This window comes from Bowdeniella massiliensis, from assembly GCF_023634005.1.
Lineage (GTDB): Bacteria > Actinomycetota > Actinomycetes > Actinomycetales > Actinomycetaceae > Bowdeniella > Bowdeniella massiliensis.
Genome location: NZ_JALIQR010000010.1, coordinates 42,565 through 64,587, shown reverse-complemented (window position 1 = coordinate 64,587; position 22,023 = coordinate 42,565). Strand labels below are relative to the sequence as shown.

The following is a 22,023-nucleotide window of genomic DNA, read 5'->3' as shown; positions in this document are numbered from 1 at the left end:
AATGCGGCGGATTCTCGGGTGCCGTTCGCTCTCAGCGAACTAAAGTCGCGTGATTGCGGGCAAAAGCAGCGCTACAGCTCGACTGAGTTCTTACGGGAGCGCAGTAGCCGGGAGACGATCATGGCCAGGGCAAAGATAACGAGCAACGCCGCTAGCGTCCACCACGATCCGGCCACGGCATTGATGGCGGCGACCCACACCGCGAGGAGCCCGAGGCCGTAGAGCAGTGCCCACATGAGGCAACCGGGCAGCATGGCGAGCGTGTAACGGCGCCATCGCATGCGCACGAGTCCGGCCGCAGCGTTGACGGCGGTTTGGAAGCCCACGGTGAGAAACGAGACGGGGATAATGACTAGTCCCCAGCGCTCCAGTGCGCGCTTGCCACGTTCTGGTCCGGGCCCCGTAAACCATGCGGCGATCTTGGCGATGAGAGGACGTTCGCTGTGGGAGCGCATGGCGCCTGCGGCAACCGCGCGCGCCAACCAATAGGTGCCTTGGGCGCGACAAAAGACGACGACGAAGAGGAATGCGACGACGAGCCAGATTGGCCCATCCTTTATCAGCTCAGGCACGGAAACGATCGACCTTATTCAGCTGCGCAGTTCGCGCACAGGCCAAACAGCTCAAGGGTGTGATCGACCTCGACGAAACCATGCTCCCGAGCGATCTTCTTCGCCCAGTCCTCAACCTCCAGCCCGGCAAGCTCCTCCGTCGTGCCGCAATTGCGGCAGACGAGATGGTGGTGGTGCCCGGTCCGCTTACACATGCGGTAGACGTTCTCGTCTTCGATCCGCAGCACGTCGACGATGCCCGAATCCGCGAGTGACTGCAGGGTGCGATAGACCGTTGCGAGGCCGACCGCATCGCCGCGCTCTTTGAGGTCGTCATGCAACTGTTGTGCTGAGCGGAAGTCGTCGAGGCTCTCCAGGAGCGACGTCACGGCAATCCGCTGCCGGGTCATGCGTTGCATGTCTCCTGTCCTCCGAATTCCGAGTCCGCGTCATCTTCGTGCTTGTGGTGCGGTTCCACCCGATGGAACAGGGGCCGCACCATCGAGACTACCCCGTAAATCGCGATCGCGAGTACGACGATTGTGGCACCTGCGCTGTAGGGCTTGATGTAGGTGATCGTCAAGCCAGCAACGGCGACGGTGGCACCGATAGCCATCGCGACATGCATGGTGCCCGCGAACGAACGGCACACCAGCTGGGCGATGGCGACCGGAACAATCATGATGGCTGAGACCAATAAAACACCGACGACCCGCATCGCCACGGAGACGGTCAGGGCCGCGACGATGGCAATCAGGATATTAAGGAAGCGCACGGGCAGGCCGGTCGCGCGCGCGAAGTCCTCGTCGTAGGACAGCGAAAAGAGTGCCGGGCGAAGGCCCAGTCCCACGGCGATGATGAGAGCGGCGAGGATGACGGTCCAGGTGAGGTCGGCGCTCGTCACCGTCGCGATGGAGCCGAAGAGATAGGCCGTGAGATTCGCGGAGGTGCCGCCCGCCATGGAGATGAGCAGGACGCCGCCGGCGATTCCGCCATAAAACAGCAGCGCGAGAGCGACGTCGCCGGAGGTGCGGCCGCGCGATCGGACGACCTCGATCATGACCGAGCCGACGATGGAGGCCGCGACCGCGCCGGGAATCGCCCACTGGTCCTGATTGGCGGCGCCAGCCCAGGCGGCCGCGAGCCAGCCGAGGGCGACGCCGGTCAGCGCGACGTGCCCGATGCCGTCGCCCAGCAGCGCGAGGCGACGTTGCACGAGGTAGGTGCCGATGATGGGGGCAGAAATCCCGACGAGGAGCGCGGCAAGGAGGCCGCGCACCATGAGGGGCGAGGAGAGCATGTCAGACAGGATGGCGCTCATGATCTAGCCCCAGGAAAGATCGGGGGCGAGCGCTGGGGGAGCGTTATCGCCGTGCGGGTGGTGCTGGTGGACGTGGTCGGGATGGGCGTGATGACCATGCGGCTCGGGCGGAGCGCCGTCATGCGCGATGGATCCCTGGGCGAGCACGATCGAGCGGTCAAGGAAGCCCTCGAAGGGCCCGAGCTCATGCAGAACGACGATGATCGTCGTGCCCTCGTCGTGAAGCTCATGCAGCGCGTTGAGCAGCAGCTCTTGAGAGTGGCGGTCGATGCCGGCCAGGGGTTCGTCGAGCACGATCAGCTCGGGGCGGCGAACGAGGGCACGTGCAATCAGGGTGCGCTGAATCTGGCCGCCGGAAAACACGCGGATCGGATCGTTAGCGCGGTCGGCGAGGTTGACCTTTGTCAGGGCCTCCATTGCCGTGGCTTTCGCGCCGCGGCGCGGGCGCAATCGCCAGTTGCCGATCAGTCCCGACATGACGACTTCCAGCGCCGTCGTCGGGGTTTCACCAATGGCGGCAGCGCGCTGCGGGACGTAGCCGATACGGTCGAAGGGAACCTTGGCGGGCTGCGAAATGGGCTCGCCAAAGAGGTAGATCTCGCCGCGTGTCACCGGCGCGAGGCCGAGGGCGGCTTTCATGAGGGTCGACTTTCCGGACCCGTTAGCGCCAAGGACCGCCACGACCTCCCCACGCGTCACCGTGGCGGTGACGTCGTGCAGGATCGTGGCGGGACCGTAGGCGACGCTCAGGTCGTCGAAAAAAAGTACTGGGGCAGGATCACGCATTACTTACACTCTAGGGCAGAGCGCAGCGCCTCCAGGTTTTCCTTCATGACGGCGACGTAGTCCTTGGAGTCATCGGCCTGGTTCTCAAGCGGGTCAAGGACGGCGGTTTTCGCGCCGGTTTCCTTCGCGAACGTCTCGGCTGCCTTCGGATTGATGAGGCTCTCGGTAAAGACCGTGGTGACGTGCTTCTCAGCCATGATCTTCTTGATGGCCGCGAGGGTTGCGGGGGACGGCTCCGATTCCGGGTCGATCCCGGAGAGGCCGACCTGCTGAATGTGCGCGTCCGAAACGAGGTAGCCATAGGCCTCGTGCGCGACGACGATCGTGTCCTTCTCGCACGTCTTTAGGCCCTGGGAGATGGAGTCCTTCAGCTCGCGCAGGCTCTCGGCGACGGTTTTCGCGTTCGCTTCGTAGTCGGCGGCGTTGTCCGGGTCAATCGCGCTCAACGTCGCGGCAATTTTCGGTGCGACGTCGGCCATGCGGGCAGGGTCGAGCCAGAAGTGCGGGTCGAGGTTTCCATGGGCGTGCTCGTCGCCGTGGTCGTGGTCGTCACCGTGGTCGTGGTCGTCACCGTGGTCGTGGTCGTCACCGTGGTCGTGGTCGTCACCGTGGTCGTGGTCGCCGTGGTCGTGGTCGGCCGCGACGAGGTTGGCGTCCTTGGCGGCGTCATAGGCGTGGTCCGGCTTCACCTCGGTGATCGCCTTGTCGACCGAGGGCTGGAAACCGGAGAGGTAAATGACGGCGTCGGCCTTGCCGATGGTGGAAACCTGCGCGGGAGCGAGTTCGAGGTCGTGGGGCTCTGCCCCCTTCGGGGTCAGCGAGGAGACGTCAATATGGTCCTTGCCGATCTGCTCCGTCAGATACTGCAGCGGGTAGAAGGATGCAAGGACCTGCGGCTTGCCAGCGGCTTTCGGGGTATCGCTCGAGCCACCGGAAGAGCAGCCCGCCAGCGCGAGGGCAGCAAGGGAGAACATGGCAACTAACTTTCGCATGATAATGATTCTCATCGTGGATGGGGTGAGAGTCAAGTCCGGCTCCCATGTCCTTGCTCACCTGCGCGGGGTGGTTGCCGGTTTCGGGGTGAATGTCGGTACCCTAAAGCTGAAGTGCACCAGCCAGGTGTGCCGCCCCTAACTCAGGAGAACAACGTGGCTAAGGCTCCATCCCGTCTCGATTCCGTCATCAACCTCGCCAAGCGACGCGGTTTTGTCTACCCGTGCGGTGAGATCTATGGCGGTACCCGCTCGGCGTGGGATTACGGACCGCTCGGCGTCGAGCTGAAGGAAAATCTCAAGCGCCAATGGTGGGACGCCATGGTTCGCTCCCGCGAAGATGTCGTCGGAATTGATTCCTCGATCATTTTGCCGACGGCGGTGTGGCAGGCCTCTGGGCACGTCGAGGCCTTCACCGATCCGCTCGTCGAATCGCTCTACACCCACAAGCGCTACCGCGCTGACCACCTGCTCGAGGAATACGAAGAAAAGCACGGCCACGCCCCGGAAAATGGGCTCGCCGACATCAACGACCCGGTGACAGGCCAGCCCGGCAAGTGGACCGAGCCGCGCGCGTTCTCGGGCCTCATGAAGACCTACCTGGGCGCCGTCGACGATGAGACCGGACTGCACTATCTGCGTCCCGAAACCGCCCAGGGGATCTTCATCAACTTCGCCAACGTTGCGGCGTCGGCGCGGATGAAGGTGCCGTTCGGTATCGCCAACATCGGTAAGTCGTTTAGAAACGAGATCACGCCCGGTAACTTCATCTTCCGCACGCGTGAGTTCGAGCAGATGGAGATGGAGTTCTTCGTCAAGCCCGGCACCGACGAAGAGTGGCACGAATACTGGATTGAGCAGCGCATCAACTGGTACACCGACCTCGGCATCAAGCGGGAGAACCTGCGGCTATATGAGCACCCCAAGGAGAAGCTCTCCCACTATTCCAAGCGCACCGTCGATATCGAATACACCTTCGGTTTTGCCGGGAGCAAGTGGGGCGAGCTGGAGGGCATCGCCAACCGGACCGACTACGATCTGAAGACGCATCAGGAGGCATCGGGCCAGAACCTCAGCTACTTCGAGCAGGCCACCGGCGAGCGCTTCATTCCCTACGTCATCGAGCCCGCAGCGGGCCTGACCCGCTCGCTCATGGCCTTCCTCGTGGAGGCCTACGAGGAGGACGAGGCTCCCAACACCAAGGGCGGCGTCGACAAGCGCACCGTGCTGCGCCTGGATCATCGCCTGGCGCCGGTCAAGGTGGCAGTGCTGCCGCTGTCGCGCAAGCCGGAGCTCGCGCCGCTGTCGAAGCAGATCGCGGCGGATCTGCGCAGCGCGTGGAACATCGAGTTCGACGATGCGGGGGCCGTGGGACGACGCTACCGCCGCCAGGACGAGATCGGTACGCCCTATTGCGTGACGATCGACTTCGACTCGCTCGAGGATAATGCCGTGACCGTGCGCGATCGCGACTCGATGGCACAGGAGCGCGTCGGCGTCGATCAGCTGAAGGGGTACCTCGCGGCCAAGCTCGTCGGCTGCTAATGCATCAGCACCATGCAGGCGGGGCCGAGCTGCCCGCAACGGCACGCCGGCGCGCGCAGCTCGTCCTCGCCGCGATCGTGCTTCCGCTCCTCATCGCGACCCTCGTCGCGACGTGGATGCTGTGGCCGACCGATCGCTCGGCGATTGGATCGCGTCCACTCATCGATGCGAACGCGGAGCCGATCTCTGCCGTCGTGACCGATATTTCGGGCGCTCGTGACGAGGCGATTCCCGCCGTCGGAATTCGCCTCACGAGCGGCGATAACGAGGGCGCCACCACGGCAATGCAGGTCCCGCCCGAAATCCTCGAACACGGGCTGCGCGAGGGGGACAAGGTCTCCGTCGTCTTCCTCGCGGACGCGATGGAATCGGGCTCGCCGTACGTCTTTTTGGATTATCAACGCCAGCTGCCGATGGGGCTGCTGTTTGCGGGCTACCTCCTCGTCGTCGCGCTCGTCGCGCGAATCAAGGGGCTCGCCGCCGTCGTGGGACTGCTGGCCTCCCTCGGCGTCATCGTCTTCTTCGCGATTCCCGCCATCATGGCGGGCGCGAACCCGGTCGCGGTCGCGCTGACAGCGGGCTCGCTCATGATGTTTTGCGCGGTCTACCTCGCGCACGGCGTCTCGATTCGCACGACGACGGCGCTGCTTGGTACCTTCGGCGGGCTGGCCATCACGCTGGCCGTTGGTTTGTGGGCGCTGCGCGCCGCGCACGTGACGGGTGCGCAGGGCGATACCGGCCAGCTCATCTCGACGATGTTTCCCGACCTGCGGCTGGGCGATCTCATCCTGTGCGGGCTCGTCATCGCGTGCCTGGGTGCGCTCAACGACGTGACGATCACGCAGGCATCGGCGGTGTGGGAGCTGCACGCCGCGAATCCGAAACTGACCAAGCGCGAATTGTGGCGTGGCGGAATGCGGATCGGGGAGGACCACATCGCCTCGACGGTCTACACGCTGGCATTCGCCTACGTCGGAACCGCGCTGCCGCTGCTCATCCTGGCCGCGCTCATTGACCGGACCTTTCTCGCGACGCTCGGGGCGGGTGAGATCGCCGAGGAGATCGTGCGGACGCTCGTGTCCTCGATCGGTCTGATCCTTGCGATCCCGATGACGACCGCGATCGCCGTCGCCCTCGTCCATCGGGCGCCGACGCGCGGCAAGGTGCAGCAGGAGGCCGCCCAATGAGCTACCCCGCGCTGAAGCTCGGGCCGGTCACGGCGCTCACCCCGGTGGTGCTGGCGCCGATGGCGGGCGTGACGACCCCGCCATTTCGTCGGCTATGCCGCGAAGCGGGGCTTGCCGGTTACCCCGGTGAGCTCCCGAGGGGGGACCTCGTCGCGCCAGCCGGCCTGTACGTGACAGAGATGGTGACCTCTCGCGCGCTGGTTGAGCGCCACCCGGCGACGATGCTGATGGTCGAGCCGGATCCGCTCGAGGCGGTGCGCAGCGTACAACTCTACGGCGTCGATCCCGCGACGATCGCTGAAGCCATTCGCATTCTCATCTCCGAGGACCTTGCCGACCATATCGACCTCAACTTTGGCTGCCCGGTACCCAAGGTGACGCGCCGCGGGGGCGGGGCGGCGCTGCCGTGGAAGATCGGCCTGTTCGAAGAGATCGTGCGCCGGGCCGTCGCGATGAGCGAACGCGAATCCCGCCCCGGACGCAGCGTGCCGATCACCGTCAAGATGCGCATGGGCATCGACGACAATCACCTCACGTTCCTGCAGGCCGCCAACGCCGCACGCGACGCTGGGATCGCCGCGGTCGGACTGCATGCCCGCACCGCAGCCCAGCACTATTCGGGCACGGCGCGCTGGCCCGAGATCGCGCGCCTGAAGGACGCAATGGGGGACTACCCGGTGCTTGGCAACGGCGACATCTGGTCCGCCGATGACGCGCTCGCGATGATGGAGACGACAGGCTGCGACGGCGTGGTGATCGGTCGCGGCTGTCAGGGGCGACCCTGGCTCTTTACCGACATCGTCGCCGCGTTCAACGGCTCCGAGCTGCGGGTACGCCCCGGAATGAAGGCCGTCACCGACGTCGTGTACCGCCACGCCGAGCTCATGACCGAGCATTTTGGCGACGAGTTCAAGGCCGCCCGCGAGATGCGTAAGCACATGGGTTGGTACTTCAAGGGCTATCCCGTTGGCGGCACGCTGCGCCATGAGCTCGCGATGATTGACTCGCTCGCGGATTTGCGCGCGAAGCTTGACCAGCTCGATGCGAGCGAGCCATATCCCGGGGCAGCCGTCGAGGGCCCGCGGGGGCGGGCCGGGCATCAGCGCCGGCCCCACCTACCCGACGGGTGGCTCGACAGCCAGGAGTTATCCGAGGCGCACCAAAGGGCGCTGCACGAGGCCGAACTCGGGATCTCGGGCGGCTAGGCGCGCGAAGCCCATACCGTCACATCGGCCGGGACCTCGCCGGACTCGGTGAGATCGTCCGTCGCGAGCTCGATCCGCCAGCCCGCTGGCAGCGGCGCCGCCTTGCCGATCGCCGTAAAGACGAGGTGCTCGGCGCCCGTCTGAGTGCGGGCAACGCCGGCGACGACGTGCTCGGGGACGTCGGTGAGGAAGGCGAAATCCGCTTCGCCGAGCTGCCAGGCCTTGCGCAGATGGAGCAGCGCCCGATACAGATACAGCGTCGAGGTCGGATCCGACAGCTGCGTATCGACGGCGTAGATGTCCCAGTCCTCCGGCTGCGGCAGCCACGTCTCGCCACTGGGCGAGAAGCCGTAGCCGGGCTCGTGCGCGCGCCACGGCAGCGGCACGCGGCAGCCGTCGCGGCCCGCCTCCAGGCCGTTGGTGCGGAAGAATGCGGGGTCTTCGCGCACCTCATCGGGCAACGACGTGTGCTCGGGCAGTCCGAGCTCTTCGCCCTGGTAAAGGTAGGCCGAGCCTGGAAGCGCGAGCATGAGCGCCGTGGCCGCGCGGGCACGGCGCAGGCCGAGTTCGCGATCGGGCTGCGGGTCGGTGGCGAAGATGCCGTTGGGGCCCTTGCCGGTTTCGCGCAGTCCGAGTCGGGAGGCGTGGCGCACCACGTCGTGGTTGGACAGCACCCAGGTCGTGGGGGCGCCAACGGCGGCGAAGGTCGCCATGACCTGCTCGGCGACGGCGCGCAGTTCGCGGGCGTCCCACAGGGCCACGAGGTAGTCGAAGTTGAACGCCTGGTGCATCTCGCCGTCGCGCACGTAGCGGGCGAGGCGTTCAGGCGGATCGACCCACGCCTCGGCGACGAGCATCCGATCCCCGTCGTATTCGGCCAGGACCTTATTCCACCGCCGATAAATCTCGTGGACGCCATCCTGATCGAACATGGGCGGACGCTCGCCGTCATCGCCCTGCACCATCTGGACGTGGCCGGCGTAATCCGGCAGCGCGGGATCCTTCACGAGCCCGTGCGCCACGTCGATCCGGAAACCGTCGACGCCTCGCTCGAGCCAAAATCGCAGGATCCTATCGAAGAGGTCCGCGACCTCGGGGTTGTCCCAGTTAAGGTCCGGCTGCGAGGAATCAAACAGGTGGAGGTAGTACTGCTCATCGTCGGCGTAGGAGCTGCCGGGCGCATCTGCGCGATCTTTGACTCGCGTCCAGGCTGAACCGCCGAAGATCGAGAGCCAGTTGTTGGGCTCGTCGCGAAAGTAGTAGCGCTCACGCTCGGGGGAGCCGGGGCCGGCGGCAAGCGCCGCCTGGAACCATTCGTGGTCCTCCGAGGTGTGGTTCGGCACGAGGTCGATGATGACTTTCAAGCCGCGCTCGTGTGCGGCCTGGATCATCTCGTCGGCATCGGCCAAGGTGCCAAAGCGCGGATCGACGTCGAAATAGTCGGCGACATCGTAGCCCGCGTCGTGCTGCGGACTGCGATAAAACGGCGAGAGCCAGATGGCATCAATCCCTAGGTCGCGCAGGTAATCCAGGTTCTTTGTCACGCCGGCCAAGGTCCCGATCGGACCCTTGGACGAGGCAAAGGAGCGCGGATAGATCTGATAAATGACAGCCGAATGCCACCAGGGGTAGGTAGCTGCAGGCTCAGACATGTATCTCCTAACTAGGGGTGAGGACACCGGTCGATGCGCGTACGACCAGTTCGGGTGCGAACACCAGTGACGCCGCCGATGTGGTGCGGCCATCGATCATCTGGATGAGGGTTCCGGCAGCCGCCCGCGCGATGCGGCCAACGGGCTGGCGGATCGTGGTCAGCGGGGGATCGGTGTAGGCGATGAGCGGTGTGTCGTCGTAGCCGACGATAGAAATATCGTCCGGAACTCGCAAACCGAGTTGACGTACCTGGCGCACGGCACCCATCGCCATCATGTCGGAGGCGCAGATGATCGCGGTGCAGCCGGCGCGCAGCAGCTCGGCGGCGGCGGCCTGGCCGCCTTCCATCGTGTAGAGCGAGGACGAAATGTGCGGCTCGGTGTTCAGTCCCGCACGCTGGTGGGCGGCGGTGAAACCTGCGACCTTCCTTTGCGTGGGAATGAACCGTTGTGGGCCGACGGCGAGCCCGATGCGGGTGTGACCGAGCGTGACGAGATGATCGAATGCGCGCGCGGTCGCGTCCTCATCGTCGCAGGAAAACGACGGCGCGCTGACCTCGGGATTCGGGCCATTGATCGTGACAAACGGGGTATCGGCGAGGTTGGTGTAGCGCTCGGGGTCTGCAGCCGAATCGGCGTGCAAACCCGAGACGAAGATAATTCCCGCGACGTGCCGGTCCAGCAACGTGCGCACGTACTCGTCCTCGGTGATTCCGCCGGGCGACTGGGTGCACAGCAGCGGCATGTACCCCTCGGTGGACAGGACTTGTTCGATCTCCTGGGCGTAGAGCGGGAACACCGGATTCGATAGCTCGGGGACAATGAGTCCAATGAGGCCGCTCGACAGTGGGGCCGACTCGGTGGGGCGCTCGTAGCCGAGGACGTCAAGCGCCGCCAAAACCGCGCGCCGCTTGTCCTTAGCGACGCCAGGTCGATCGTTGACGACACGTGAAACTGTGGCCGTGGAAACCTTGGCGTGCCGAGCGACATCGCTCAGCCGAATGCGTGATGACATGCAACGCGCCTTTCCCCGTTATTGAAACGTGACTGTAAGCATAGCTGAAAACGGATGTAAACGCTTGCAAGAATTGCAGGACGGACGTACGCTCAAGGTGACAACACGTTGATACTCTGAATGGGAGACATCAAATGCGACGGAGCATTGCGGGCGTTTCAGCCCTCGCGCTTACCCTCACTCTGGCCGCCTGCGGTGGCGGATCCGGAACCACCGAAACCGCAACGCCAACCGGCGATGCGACGACGACCGAAGCTGGCGGCGACAAGGGCGGCGAAGGCCAGACCCTGACCGTGTGGGTCGACGAGACTCGCACCAAGCCGGTGGAAGCTGCGGCAGCCAAGTTCAAGGAAGACACGGGCGTCGAGGTTCAGGTCGTCCAGAAGAACTTCGATGACATTCGCGCCGAATTCAACAGCCAGGTCCCCTCGGGCAAGGGCCCGGACATCACCGTTGGCGCTCACGACTGGCTCGGCGAAATGGTCAAGAACGGCGTCGTGTCCCCGATCGAAATCGGCGACAAGGCTGGCGAGTTCCAGGACGTGGCGATCGAGGCCTTCACCTCCGACGGCCAGGTCTACGCGGTTCCTTACGCCGTGGAGAACATCGGCCTGATCCGCAACACCGAGCTCGCCTCGGAAGCCCCCGCGACCTTCGACGACATGGTCAAGATGGGCAAGGATGCCGGGACGCAGTACCCCTTCCTCATCCAGGTGGATGAAAAGGGCGATCCCTACACGATGGCTCCCTTCCAGCACTCCTTCGGGGCCTACGTCTTCAAGCAGAATGACGACGGCTCCTACACCAGCGAGCTCGGCCTTGCCGGCGAGCCCGGCCACAACTTCGCCAACTGGCTGAAGGACAATGGCAAGAACGGCACCGGCCTGCTCTCGACCTCCATCACCTACGACATCGCTACCGAGCAGTTTGCCCAGGGCAAAGCGCCGTTCATCATCGGTGGCCCCTGGATGCTGGAGAAGTTCGCGGATCTGAAGCTCGCGATTGACCCGATCCCGACGACTGGCTCCGAGGTTGCCGCACCGTTCGTGGGTGTCCAGGGCTTCTACATCAGCGCCAAGACCCCGAACGCGATCCTCGCGAATAACTTCCTGCTGAACTACATCGGCTCCAAGGACATCCAGGTTGAGATGTACAAGGCCGGCGGCCGCGTTCCCGCGCTGCAGGCTGCTGCCGACGAAGTGAAGTCCGATCCGATCGTGGCGGGCTACGCCAAGGTCGCGGAAAACGGCATCCCGATGCCCTCGGTTCCCGAAATGGGCGCCGTGTGGAACTTCTGGGGCGTGACTGAAGCCCAGATCATCAACGGCGACGTTGAACCCGTCGCCGGCTGGGACAAGATGGTCGGCGACATCGAAGCCGCCATCAAGAAGTAACGTCATCTGCGGGGCGCGGCACTTAGGCCGCGCCCCGTGGTCGTATGCGTAAGGGGTATCGATGTCGGATCACCAGTCGGCTGCCGATACGAAGGTAGCGAAAAAGCGCGCGAAGGCTGCGCGCGAATCTCACGCGACGAGCATCCAGCCTGGCTTCATCGCCAAGCTCGTCGTCATGGCAATTATTAACGCCCTCGGCGTCTACATCCTGCTTTCCGCTTGGCAGGGTGGACACACGATGATCACGGGCATCATGTTGGCGATCCTCATCGTCGTCAACATCATTTATTTCTCCAAGCGCATGCTCCCCATGAAGTATCTTGCGCCGGGCTTGGTCTTCTTGCTCGTTTACCAGATCTTCGTGGTGCTTTACACCGGATACGTGGCCTTCACCAACTACGGCGATGGTCATAACTCCGATAAGTCGGATGCGATCAGCGCGATCCTGGCGCAAAACCAGCGCCGGGTTGAAGGCAGTGCCGCGATGCCACTGACCGTCATCGACAAGGACGGCGAGCTTGGGTTCGCAGTCGTGCAAGATGGCGCAGTCAAGGTCGGAACCTCGGAGGAACCGCTGGCTGATGCGCCTGACGCAAAGGTCGATGGCACCAAAGTCACCGAGGTGCCCGGCTGGCAGGTGCTGAACTTCGGCGATATCGCCAAGCGGCAAAGCGAAATCACCCAACTTCGGGTACCGGTCTCAGACGATCCCAACCAGGGCTCCGTGGGGACCTCGGACGGCATGACGGGCTATGCCTATACGCCCCAGATGACCTACGACGAAGCGAGCGATACCCTCACCGACCTCGCATCGGGCAAGGTCTACAAGCCCAATAACACGGGCAACTTCCAAGCCGAGGACGGCACCACAATCTCGACCGGTTGGCGCGTGCCCGTTGGCTTTGACAACTTCAAGGAAGCCTTCGGAGACTCGCGCTATGCAGGCCCCTTCGTCAAGGTGCTCCTGTGGACCTTCGCCTTCGCGTTGCTGTCGGTTGCAACGACCTTCTTCCTCGGCCTGTTCTTCGCCATCGTGATGAACGATGAGCGCATGAAGGGTCGCAAGATCTATCGCACCCTCATGCTGCTGCCATACGCGTTCCCCGCGTTCTTGACGGCATTGCTGTTTAAGGGCATGTTGAACCGCGACTTCGGCTTCATTAACCAGGTCCTTCTCGGGGGAGTCGGAGTCGAGTGGCTCAACGATCCATGGCTAGCAAAGTTCGCGATCATCTTCGTGAACCTGTGGATGGGCTTCCCCTACATGTTCCTCATCTGCACCGGCGCGCTCCAGGCCATTCCGGACGACGTGATCGAGGCAGCGAAGATCGATGGGGCCTCGCCCTTCAGGATCTTCCGTTCGGTCACGATGCCGCTGCTGCTCGTCGCGGTTGCGCCGCTGCTGATTTCCTCATTCGCATTCAACTTCAACAACTTCAACCTCATCTACATGCTGACGGGCGGTGGGCCACGCTTTACCGACACGTCGGCCCCGATTGGCGCAACCGACATCCTCATCACCATGGTCTACTCCGTAGCCGGTCTGGATGGCGGCGCAGCGAAGAACTACGGCCTGGCCTCGGCCCTGTCGATCGTCATCTTCCTGATCGTCGCAACGATCTCGCTGATCAGCTTCAAGAAGACCAAGACCCTGGAGGAGATCAACTAACATGGCTACCTCAGATGTCACCACGGTCCAGACTCAGACCGGTGAAAAGGTCACGGTCGAAAACAAGATCTCGCGCAAGCGCTGGTTTCGAGAGATCGGCTGGCGCCACATCGTTGGCGTCCTCGCCGTGATCTATTCGGCCTTCCCCATCATCTATATTCTGTCCGCCTCGCTGAACCCGACGGGCACGATGACCGGGTCGAACAAGCTCTTCAACGAGATCACGTTTGAGAACTTTGCCAAGCTCAACGACACCTACTTCTGGCAGTGGGTCCTCAACTCGCTGCTCATTGGTGGCGTGACGGCTATCGGAACGGTGCTTATGGGAGCTGCGGCAGCCTACGCGTTCTCGCGCTTCCGCTTCACCGGCCGCCGGATGGGGCTCATGAGCCTGCTCGTCATCCAGATGTTCCCGCAGCTGCTCGCCTTCGTGGCGATCTTCCTGCTGCTGCTGGCGCTGGGGGATGCGGTTCCGGTGCTGGGGCTGAACAGCCGGCTTGCACTGATCTGTGTCTACCTTGGTGGCGCGCTCGGTGTGAACACGTTCCTGATGTACGGCTTCTTCAACACGATCCCGGCGTCTTTGGATGAGGCGGCGAAGATCGATGGAGCCTCCCATGCGCAGATCTTCTGGACGATCATCTTGCGCCTGGTTGCGCCGATCCTCGCGGTCGTCGGCCTGCTGAGCTTCATCTCAACCTTCTCCGACTTCATTTTGGCGCGCATCTTGCTGCAGTCAGAAAAGAACTGGACGGTCGCGGTGGGGATGTACCAGTGGGTCTCGGACCGCCTCGATGCGAACTGGGGCCTGTTTGCCGCGGGAGCGCTGATCGCCGCGATTCCGATCCTGCTGCTCTTCTTGTTCCTGCAGAAGTACATCGTTTCCGGTCTGACGGCCGGAAGCGTGAAGGGCTAGCCCTCTTCCGACATCGCGAAGGGCGGAAGCTCAATCATCGCCGCCGCGTCCGACGGGACCACCAGCCTCCCGTCGGACAGGCGGCGAATGTCGGTTGAGGCATGCTGGAGTTTGACTGACTCGGGCAGCAGTACCGGCTCGGCGGCCGTATTCAAGACGATGAGCATGCAACGATTGAGCAGCTCAAGGGTGCCTGATGCGCGATGGGCGCCGTCGACCCACGCCACTGTTCCGGTGCCGAGCTGATAGTCATCACGCAGGCGCAGGCTGCGGCGGTAATGCTCGAACATCGACGTCGGGTCATTGGCCTGGGCCAGTTGCGCTTCGCGGACCTGGGCGACGCGCGCGGCCGGATCGTGGTCGAGCGACCAGTCACGCAGTCCCACTTCCTCGCCCTGCAGCAGGTAGCAGGCGCCGGGTAGCGCCATCACCATGAGGGCCGCCGCACGGACGCGGGCGACGGGCATCCGATCGGCTTGCCACGAGTCGCCGGCCGGGCCGGTGCGGTAAAGCGCGTAGGTGGTAGTCCAGGCGGGGGAGGCGCCCAACGCGTCGCGGGTATCGAAGGTCTTGGTGACGGCGTTGCGGATCTCGTCGGCGTTCCACGGCACATCGGTCAGCGAGTCATCGCGCAGGTGGCCGAGCCAATCCTCGGCGAGGTGGCCCGTGAGATCATCGCGTTCGCGCATGGCACCGGCGAGCAGGCCCTCGTGGCAGTGCTCGGCGATCAGGGCGTGAAACGGCCCCGTCGAGGTCACCTGCTTTGCCGCCAGCGCCGAACGTAGATCAATTCCGTCGACGTGCGCGTTGAGCCAGGTTTCGGCGTCAGCAAGAAGGCCGTCTTGGCCGCGCGAGGGCGCGAGCGAGGCAATGACCCGCAAACCTGCGGCCTGATGGGCCGAAACGATCTGGGCGGCGACCTCCGGCGAGATGGCATCCGGTCCCGATGGCACGACAACACCGTCGACGCCAAGGCGCACCGCGTCGGCGATACATTCGGTTGCTAGCTCCGGCTGGGCGCCCGCAGTAAAGGAGTACTCGTAGAGTACGACGGATCGCCACCAGGCCTGTTCGCCGCGGTCTGCTCGGTGCACGAGTGTCATCGTCTGCAGGTCGGGGCGCAGCGTCGTGGTGTGCGGATCAAGGGTCATGCGCCCATTGTTCCCCATAGAGCCGGATTCGTGCAGGTAGACCGGTTATCCACAGTGCGTGAACCCGCTCGCATAACACTGAGTAGGCTTAGGGTGTGAGTGTTTTCCCCGAAGGTATCTCGGCTGATCGCGCCTATAACGCTGCCTCACAGGAACGCTACGAGGCCGAACCACCGAAGTCCTCGGCGCGCACGGCCTTCGAGCGGGACCGGGCGCGCGTCTTGCACAGCGCCGGGCTGCGGCGCCTGGGAGCCAAGACTCAAGTCTTTGGGCCCAGCCAGGACGATTTTGTGCGGACTCGGCTGACGCACTCCTTGGAGGTCGCTCAAATCGGGCGCGAACTCGGCAAAATCCTGGGGTGCAACCCGGACGTCGTGGAAACGGCGTGCCTCGTGCACGACATCGGCCATCCGCCCTTTGGCCATAACGGCGAACGCGCGCTGAACGAGGTCGCGGCCGACATTGGAGGCTTTGAGGGCAATGCGCAAACGCTCCGGCTGCTGACGCGCCTGGAGGCCAAGACGATGAGTGCGACGCGTAGCGTCGGACTGAACCTGACGCGCGCATCGCTCGACGCGACGTGCAAGTACCCCTGGGCGGAAGGCGCCGCACCGCCGCGCCCCGATGGCACGCGCAGCTCCAAGTACGGCGTCTATCACGACGATGCCGACATCTTCGGCTGGATGCGTACGGGAGCACCCTACGGCGAGCGCTGCATCGAGGCCCAGGTGATGGACCTCGCCGATGATGTCGCCTACAGCGTGCACGACGTCGAGGACGCGATCGCCTCCGGCCGGCTAGCCCCGCACGTGCTTGCTGATGATGCCCTCATCTCGCAGGTTATCGATGCCACGGTCGCCTGGTACGGCTCGGAGGTGCGGGCCGATGATCTCTATGACGCGCTTGGCCGGCTCCGTCGCGAACCGTACTGGGTCGCCGATTTTGCTGGGTCCCGCGCGGACCTCGCGGCGTTGAAGAATATGACGAGCCAGCTCATCGGGCGCTTCTGCTTCGCCGTGGAGAGCGCCACCCGCAGCGCGCACGGCCCCGGCCGGCTCGTGCGCTATGACGCGCGACTTGTCATTCCTGCTCACACGCTGGCCGAGATCACCGTGATGAAGGGCATTGCGGTGCATTTTGTCATGGCGCCGCGTGAGGCAGAACCGCTGTATTTGTCGCAGCGAACGATTCTATTTGACCTGGCCGATACGCTGATGACAAGCGGTGGGGAAGGACTGGAGCCAGCCTTTGCTGGCGACTGGGCGGCCGCGCGCACCGAGGCCGAGCGCCTGCGCGTTGTCGTCGATCAGCTGGCCTCCCTCACCGATACATCGGCACACCAGTGGCATGCACGGCTGTGCGGAATGTTCTCAGAACTGAATTAGGACGAAACGTGGCTGGGTTGATCAAACGAGAGGACATCGATCAGGTACGCGAGCGCACCCGCATCGATGACGTCGTCTCTCAACACGTCACGCTACGTCCGGCAGGCGTCGGCTCGCTAAAAGGGTTGTGCCCGTTCCACGACGAAAAGACGCCATCCTTCCACGTGCGCCCGACGGTGGGCAGATGGCACTGCTTCGGCTGCGGGGAGGGCGGAGATGTCATCAACTTCGTGCAGCGCATCAATGGCGTCAGCTTCGTCGAGGCCGTCGAGCATCTGGCCGACCGCCTTGGCATGACGCTGCGTTATGAGGAAGGCTCCGCGCCCGCAAAAGACCAGGCGGCGCCTGGATTGCGGCGGCGGTTGCTTGCAGCCCACGAGGTCGCCGAAGAGTACTATCGCAGCCAACTGCTCTCACCCGAGGCTCGGATCGCCCGCGAGTTTCTCTCCGAGCGAGGTTTTGATCAGGCAGTCGCCGAACGCTTCGGCATTGGCTATGCGCCGAAGGGCTGGGACAACCTCCTGTCCCACCTGCGCGGCCGCGGCTTTACCGAAAAAGAGCTGGCCGCCTCCGGCCTTGTTTCCCAGGGCAATCGCGGCCATTACGACCGCTTTCGCGGCCGCGTCATGTGGCCGATTCGCGACGTTATCGGTTCGACGATTGGGTTTGGAGCGCGCCACCTCTATGAGGACGATAAGGGGCCGAAGTACCTCAATACCCCGGAGACGATGATCTATAAGAAGTCGCAGGTGCTCTACGGACTCGACCTCGCCAAGCGCGAGATCGCCAAGGAACGTCAGATCGTAATCGTCGAGGGTTACACCGACGTCATGGCCTGCCACCTCGCGGGCGTCGGCACCGCCGTCGCGACGTGTGGCACCGCCTTCGGCTCGGACCATGTGCGAATCGTGCGCCGCTTGCTCGGCGATGCCAAGGACGCAGCCTCGGGGCTGCGTCTCGCGTCCGGACAGGTGCGCGGTGGCGAAGTGATCTTCACCTTCGACGGTGATGCGGCCGGACGAAAGGCAGCGCTGAAGGCATTCAACGAGGACCAATCCTTTGGCGCCCAGACGTTCGTCGCGGTCGAGCCGCGCGGGCTGGACCCGTGCGATCTCTGGCTGGCCGACGGGGATGAGGCCGTCTCCCGGCTCATCGCCCAGCGCCAACCGCTGTTCGAGTTCGTCATTCACTCGGCCTTGGCCGAGCTTGATCTCGATACCGCCGAAGGTCGCGTCGCAGGACTCAAGAGCTGCGCCCCCGTCGTTGCCACGATTCGCGATCAGGCGTTGCGGGGTGAGTACACCCGTCAATTGGCGGGTTGGCTCGGCATGGACGTCGCAACTGTCGCCCACGAGGTGCGTACGGCGCCACGGCTCAGCCATCCTGAGCGTGTGAATCCCGCCGAGCGGCCCGTTGCTGGGCGCGCCGATGCGCCCGCGCAGCCCGATCGCTCCGATCCCGTCGTCAAGCTCGAGGCGCAGGCGCTGCAACTCGCATTGCAAGAACCGGCAACCGCCTATGCGTGCGGCTTCGACTCTTTGCAGGGAGCGGCCTTCGTCGTGCCGATCTACCGTGCGCTGTTTGACGCCATCCAGGCTGTTGGCGGGACCGGCAGTGCAACGGAATCAGAATCGCCCTCCCACTGGCTTGAGGCTGTCGTCGAGGAAATTCCCGACCAGCTGCGCTCGGCCGCCGGAGCGCTGTCGGTCTCACCGATCCCGCTGGGGGATGAACCGCTGCGGGCCTACACGATCGAGGTTCTCAACGCGCTACTGCGCATGGACCTCAATCGCAAGATCGCCCACCTGCGCGGCCAACTCTCGCGGGCACAGCCGCAGGACCCGGACTACGTCGAAATCTTCACCCAGCTCGTGGCGCTGGAAACGGAGCGGCGGCGTCGTCAGGGATAACCCCGGCGGGACAGGTGAGGCGAAGGCCGGAAATGTCCGACTGGAGTCGGAGAGAAATCGGCCCTGGAGCAGGATCACTTCGCCTCGGCGAAACCCTAAGGTTGAAACGTGAATTCCTCTGCGCGTTTTAAAGAACGTATTCCGACGTTTTTCGGTTGGCTTTTTACGGCCTATGGGGTGCTCTACCTACTCGGGATGGGCTTTGTCCATATCGGGCGGCCGATGCGCCATTTCTTGAATCACGTCGACCTTTACCTCTTGCCGGTGCCGCGCGCATCGCTGTCCTGGCTCGTTGTATTGTTCTTACTTGCCGGAGCGATGTTTACGCGCAAACGCGTCGTCCTCATTGTCACGGTGCCTGCCCTCGTCTTGATCCTGCTGACCAACATTTTGGGCCTGTCGTCCGGCGAGCGTGTGCCGCTGACCTGGGTGATCCCCGGGATCGCGATCCAGGTTATCTTGCTGGCGCTGCTGCTTTATGCCCGCAAGGAATTCGTCGTACGGATCCGGCGAGCCAACTTTGTTGGCGCCATCATGGTGCTCGTCGTGGGTCTAATTCTTGCCATCGGCGTCGGCTGGCTCATCGTCATGGCCTTCCCATCCGACGTCCCGAGCTCCCAACGCCTGATCTACACGATCCAGCACATCCTGTCGCTCGGGGCGATGGACTCCATTCGGGAACTTGGCCATGGCACCATCCACCTGCGCGCCACCCTGGGCGTGCTCGGGGCCCTGCCGATCATCGTGGCCGTCGTCACGCTACTGCGCTCTCAGCGGATCAGCAACACTCTCACCGAGGAAGACGAAGATCTCATCCGGACGCTGCTTTCGCACTATGGCGCCAACGACTCTCTGGGCTATTTTGCGACGCGGCGCGATAAGTCCGTCGTGTTCTCGCCGGATGGCCGCGCAGCTATCACTTACCGCCAGGAAGCGGGCAACGCTCTGGCCTCCTCGGATCCCGTGGGCGATCCCGACTCATGGCCGGCCGCCATTGCGCAGTGGCGCGAGGTGTGCCGACGCTATGGCTGGAGCGCGTCCGTCCTGGGCGCTTCCAGCGCTGGCGCCGCGGCATACGCGAAGGCCGGTTTGAAGGTGCTGCGCGTTGGCGACGAGGCCGTCGTCCACCTCACGAACCGATCCGCGCTGCGTTCTCCGGAGGTACGGCGCCACGTTAACGCCAGCCGTAAGCGCGGCATGAGCGTGCGGATTCGTCGGCACAGCGCGATCAGTGAAGCCGAGATGGCGGAGATCGTCGCCGATGCTGACCGGTGGCGCACGGGCGGCGCCGAGCGCGGCTTTTCGATGGCGCTCTCCCGCCTCGGGGACCCGGCCGACGGCAACTGCCTGCTCGCCGAAGTCCTCGATGCGGACGGCACGCGCGTAGCAATGCACTCCTACGTGCCGTGGGGGCCGAACGGGATCTCGCTCGATCTCATGCGGCGAAGCCCCGATGCGCCCGCTGGCGTTAACGAGTTCCTCGTTGCCTCGATCGTGGAGAATGCGGACGGCTTGGGCCTTACCCGGATGTCGCTGAACTTCGCTGTCTTCCGCGAAATCTTCGAAGCCGGGGCAGCCCTCGGCGCGGGATCGATTCTGCGCCTGACGCGACGCATCTTGCTCTTCGCTTCGCGCTTTTGGCAACTCGAGTCCCTCTATCGCGCCAATGAGAAATACGCGCCCGAGTGGTTCCCGCGTTACGTCGCCTACGAAGAAACGCGCACCCTGGGTAGTGCGCTCGTCGCCATGGGGCACGCGGAAGGCTATCTGCCTCGCATCCCGCTGAAGGGGCTGCCATCCAAGGTCACTGGCGCCTACCCCCAGGCCCACCTGGTAGAAACCCCGACCTTCGACACCGAGGTAATCGTTCGGCGGGTACCGGAGCAGGTGCGGGTGCGCACCGATAAGGCGCGCGCACTCATCGACGAGGGAATCAACCCGTGGCCCGTAGGCGCGTCGAGCCCGCAGCACGCGGCGGAACTGCTGGAGGCTGCAGACGGAGCGAGTCTCACGATCTCGGGCCGCGTCATTCGGCAACGAAACTTCGGTTCGGTCGTCTTCCTCGTCGTACGCGACTGGAGTGGACAGTGCCAGGTGATCGTCGATGCTGGCGCGCCCGAAGCGCTCGACTTCATTCGAAGCAACGTCGACCTCGGCGACCTCATCGAGGTGTCAGGTAGTCGCGGTGAATCCCGCACCGGAGAGCCGTCGCTGCTCGCCACCGACGTACGGATGATCGCCAAGTGCCTGCGACCGCTGCCGGATAAGTACCACGGCCTGACTGATCCCGAGGCCCAGGTTCGTCAGCGCCACGTCGACCTCGCGATCAACGATGAGGCTCGCCGGACGCTGGCTGCCCGGTCCGCGATCCTGAACTCGCTGCGCGCCAGCCTGCTTGCCGAAGGTTACCTGGAAGTCGAAACGCCCATATTGCAGCCGATCCACGGTGGCGCAAACGCGCGTCCATTCACGACGCACATCAATGCCTATGACCTCGACCTGTACCTGCGCATCGCGCCCGAGCTCTATCTCAAGCGGCTGTGTGTGGGCGGCGTTGAGCGAGTCTTCGAGCTCGGCCGCACCTTCCGTAACGAAGGCGTGGACTTCTCCCACAACCCGGAGTTCACGATCCTGGAGGCCTACCGCGCGCACGCCGATTACATCGACATGCTCCACACTATTCGTCGCCTCATTCAAAATGCGGCGATCGCCGTCCACGGCGAGTGTGTCGTTCCCGGGCCCGACGGTCAGATGGTCGATATTTCGGGGGAGTGGCCCATCGTACCGATCTACGACGGCATCTCCGACGCACTAGCGGGCACGAGCGTTGCTCATCTCGCACCGATCACGACGGAAACGAGCGTCGAGGATCTGCAGCAGGTATGCGAAGGGCTCGACATCGCCTACCGTCCCGACTGGGATCACGGCGAACTCGTCCTTGAGCTCTACGAACACCTGATTGAGGAACGCACGACGACGCCACAGTTCAACATCGATTTTCCGCTTTCGGTTTCGCCGTTGACCGGGACGCACCGCCACAACCCAAAGCTCGCTGAGCGGTGGGACCTCGTCGCGTGGGGCGTCGAACTCGGCACGGCGTATTCCGAACTCACCAACCCGATCGACCAGCGCGACCGGCTGACCGAGCAGTCGGTCAAGGCCGCCGGCGGCGATCCGGAGGCGATGGAGTTGGACGAGGACTTCCTATCCGCGCTCGAGTTCGGCATGGCGCCGTCAGGCGGACTCGGCATGGGCGTCGATCGAGTCGTCATGCTCATCACCGGCAAGTCGCTGCGAGAAACGCTGCCCTTCCCGCTCGTCAAGCCCGCGGGTGCATAACGTGC

At 64.1% G+C, this 22,023-nt stretch carries 17 protein-coding genes; 9 read left to right on the top strand and 8 right to left on the bottom strand.

Annotation, left to right across the window (positions count from 1 at the left end):
• Positions 1–71: 71 nt before the first annotated feature.
• Genes MUN85_RS08225 through MUN85_RS08205 form a run of 5 tightly spaced genes read right to left on the bottom strand, consistent with a single transcriptional unit; the run spans position 72 to position 3,650 of the window.
• Positions 72–572, bottom strand: a complete 501-nt coding sequence (locus tag MUN85_RS08225) for an SNARE-associated domain-containing protein (protein ID WP_250506269.1) — start codon at positions 570–572, stop codon at positions 72–74.
• 14 nt (positions 573–586) lie between these two features.
• Positions 587–970, bottom strand: a complete 384-nt coding sequence (locus MUN85_RS08220; protein WP_250506268.1) for a Fur family transcriptional regulator — start codon at positions 968–970, stop codon at positions 587–589.
• On the bottom strand, positions 958–1,872 hold the full coding sequence (locus MUN85_RS08215; RefSeq protein ID WP_250506267.1) for a metal ABC transporter permease: 915 nt from the start codon (positions 1,870–1,872) through the stop codon (positions 958–960). Before MUN85_RS08215 ends, MUN85_RS08220 begins: the two co-directional genes overlap by 13 nt.
• Before the next feature lie 3 nt (positions 1,873–1,875).
• Positions 1,876–2,658: a metal ABC transporter ATP-binding protein gene (locus MUN85_RS08210; RefSeq protein WP_250506266.1), complete on the bottom strand. Its 783-nt coding sequence runs from the start codon at positions 2,656–2,658 to the stop codon at positions 1,876–1,878.
• Entirely contained in the window at positions 2,658–3,650 is a 993-nt protein-coding gene (locus tag MUN85_RS08205) for a metal ABC transporter substrate-binding protein (protein ID WP_250506265.1), read from the bottom strand. The genes MUN85_RS08210 and MUN85_RS08205 overlap by 1 nt, the downstream gene beginning before the upstream one ends.
• A 156-nt stretch (positions 3,651–3,806) precedes the next feature.
• On the opposite strand from MUN85_RS08205, the gene MUN85_RS08200 reads away from it, so the two are divergent.
• The 3 genes from MUN85_RS08200 to dusB are packed head-to-tail and all read left to right on the top strand — an operon-like array spanning position 3,807 to position 7,587.
• Complete coding sequence (locus MUN85_RS08200) at positions 3,807–5,195, top strand: glycine--tRNA ligase (RefSeq protein WP_250506264.1); 1,389 nt, start codon at positions 3,807–3,809, stop codon at positions 5,193–5,195.
• The gene (locus MUN85_RS08195; protein WP_250506263.1) at positions 5,195–6,382 is read left to right on the top strand and encodes a YibE/F family protein; all 1,188 of its coding nucleotides are present in this window, start codon (positions 5,195–5,197) and stop codon (positions 6,380–6,382) included. The genes MUN85_RS08200 and MUN85_RS08195 overlap by 1 nt, the downstream gene beginning before the upstream one ends.
• Positions 6,379–7,587 carry a tRNA dihydrouridine synthase DusB gene (gene dusB, locus MUN85_RS08190; protein ID WP_250506262.1) on the top strand — a complete coding sequence of 403 codons (1,209 nt, stop codon included), beginning with the start codon at positions 6,379–6,381 and terminating at the stop codon, positions 7,585–7,587. Before MUN85_RS08195 ends, dusB begins: the two co-directional genes overlap by 4 nt.
• On the opposite strand, the gene MUN85_RS08185 is transcribed toward dusB, so the two are convergent.
• A complete protein-coding gene (locus MUN85_RS08185; protein ID WP_250506261.1) occupies positions 7,584–9,239 on the bottom strand; it encodes a glycoside hydrolase family 13 protein in 1,656 nt (551 codons plus the stop codon). The two genes, dusB and MUN85_RS08185, sit on opposite strands and share 4 nt — an antisense overlap.
• A gap of 7 nt (positions 9,240–9,246) precedes the next feature.
• A complete protein-coding gene (locus MUN85_RS08180) occupies positions 9,247–10,254 on the bottom strand; it encodes a LacI family DNA-binding transcriptional regulator (protein WP_250506260.1) in 1,008 nt (335 codons plus the stop codon).
• A 134-nt stretch (positions 10,255–10,388) separates the two neighbouring features.
• Between MUN85_RS08180 and MUN85_RS08175 the strand changes: the two genes are divergently transcribed.
• The 3 genes from MUN85_RS08175 (at position 10,389) to MUN85_RS08165 (ending at position 14,233) form a co-directional block, all read left to right on the top strand.
• Positions 10,389–11,648 carry a sugar ABC transporter substrate-binding protein gene (locus MUN85_RS08175; protein ID WP_250506259.1) on the top strand — a complete coding sequence of 420 codons (1,260 nt, stop codon included), beginning with the start codon at positions 10,389–10,391 and terminating at the stop codon, positions 11,646–11,648.
• Positions 11,649–11,709: 61 nt separating this feature from the next.
• Positions 11,710–13,317, top strand: coding sequence for an ABC transporter permease subunit (locus MUN85_RS08170; RefSeq protein WP_250506258.1), 1,608 nt, complete (start codon positions 11,710–11,712; stop codon positions 13,315–13,317).
• 1 nt (position 13,318) lies between these two features.
• Positions 13,319–14,233 carry a sugar ABC transporter permease gene (locus MUN85_RS08165; RefSeq protein ID WP_092561293.1) on the top strand — a complete coding sequence of 305 codons (915 nt, stop codon included), beginning with the start codon at positions 13,319–13,321 and terminating at the stop codon, positions 14,231–14,233.
• On the opposite strand, the gene MUN85_RS08160 is transcribed toward MUN85_RS08165, so the two are convergent.
• Positions 14,230–15,384, bottom strand: coding sequence for an alpha-amylase family protein (locus MUN85_RS08160; protein WP_250506257.1), 1,155 nt, complete (start codon positions 15,382–15,384; stop codon positions 14,230–14,232). The two genes, MUN85_RS08165 and MUN85_RS08160, sit on opposite strands and share 4 nt — an antisense overlap.
• Positions 15,385–15,479: 95 nt before the next feature.
• On the opposite strand from MUN85_RS08160, the gene MUN85_RS08155 reads away from it, so the two are divergent.
• From MUN85_RS08155 to lysX, 3 genes are all read left to right on the top strand, one after another.
• Entirely contained in the window at positions 15,480–16,769 is a 1,290-nt protein-coding gene (locus MUN85_RS08155) for a deoxyguanosinetriphosphate triphosphohydrolase (RefSeq protein ID WP_250506256.1), read from the top strand.
• An 8-nt stretch (positions 16,770–16,777) separates the two neighbouring features.
• A complete protein-coding gene (dnaG, locus tag MUN85_RS08150; protein ID WP_250506255.1) occupies positions 16,778–18,679 on the top strand; it encodes a DNA primase in 1,902 nt (633 codons plus the stop codon).
• A gap of 108 nt (positions 18,680–18,787) precedes the next feature.
• On the top strand, positions 18,788–22,018 hold the full coding sequence (gene lysX / locus MUN85_RS08145) for a bifunctional lysylphosphatidylglycerol synthetase/lysine--tRNA ligase LysX (RefSeq protein ID WP_250506254.1): 3,231 nt from the start codon (positions 18,788–18,790) through the stop codon (positions 22,016–22,018).
• The last annotated feature ends 5 nt before the right edge of the window (positions 22,019–22,023 follow it).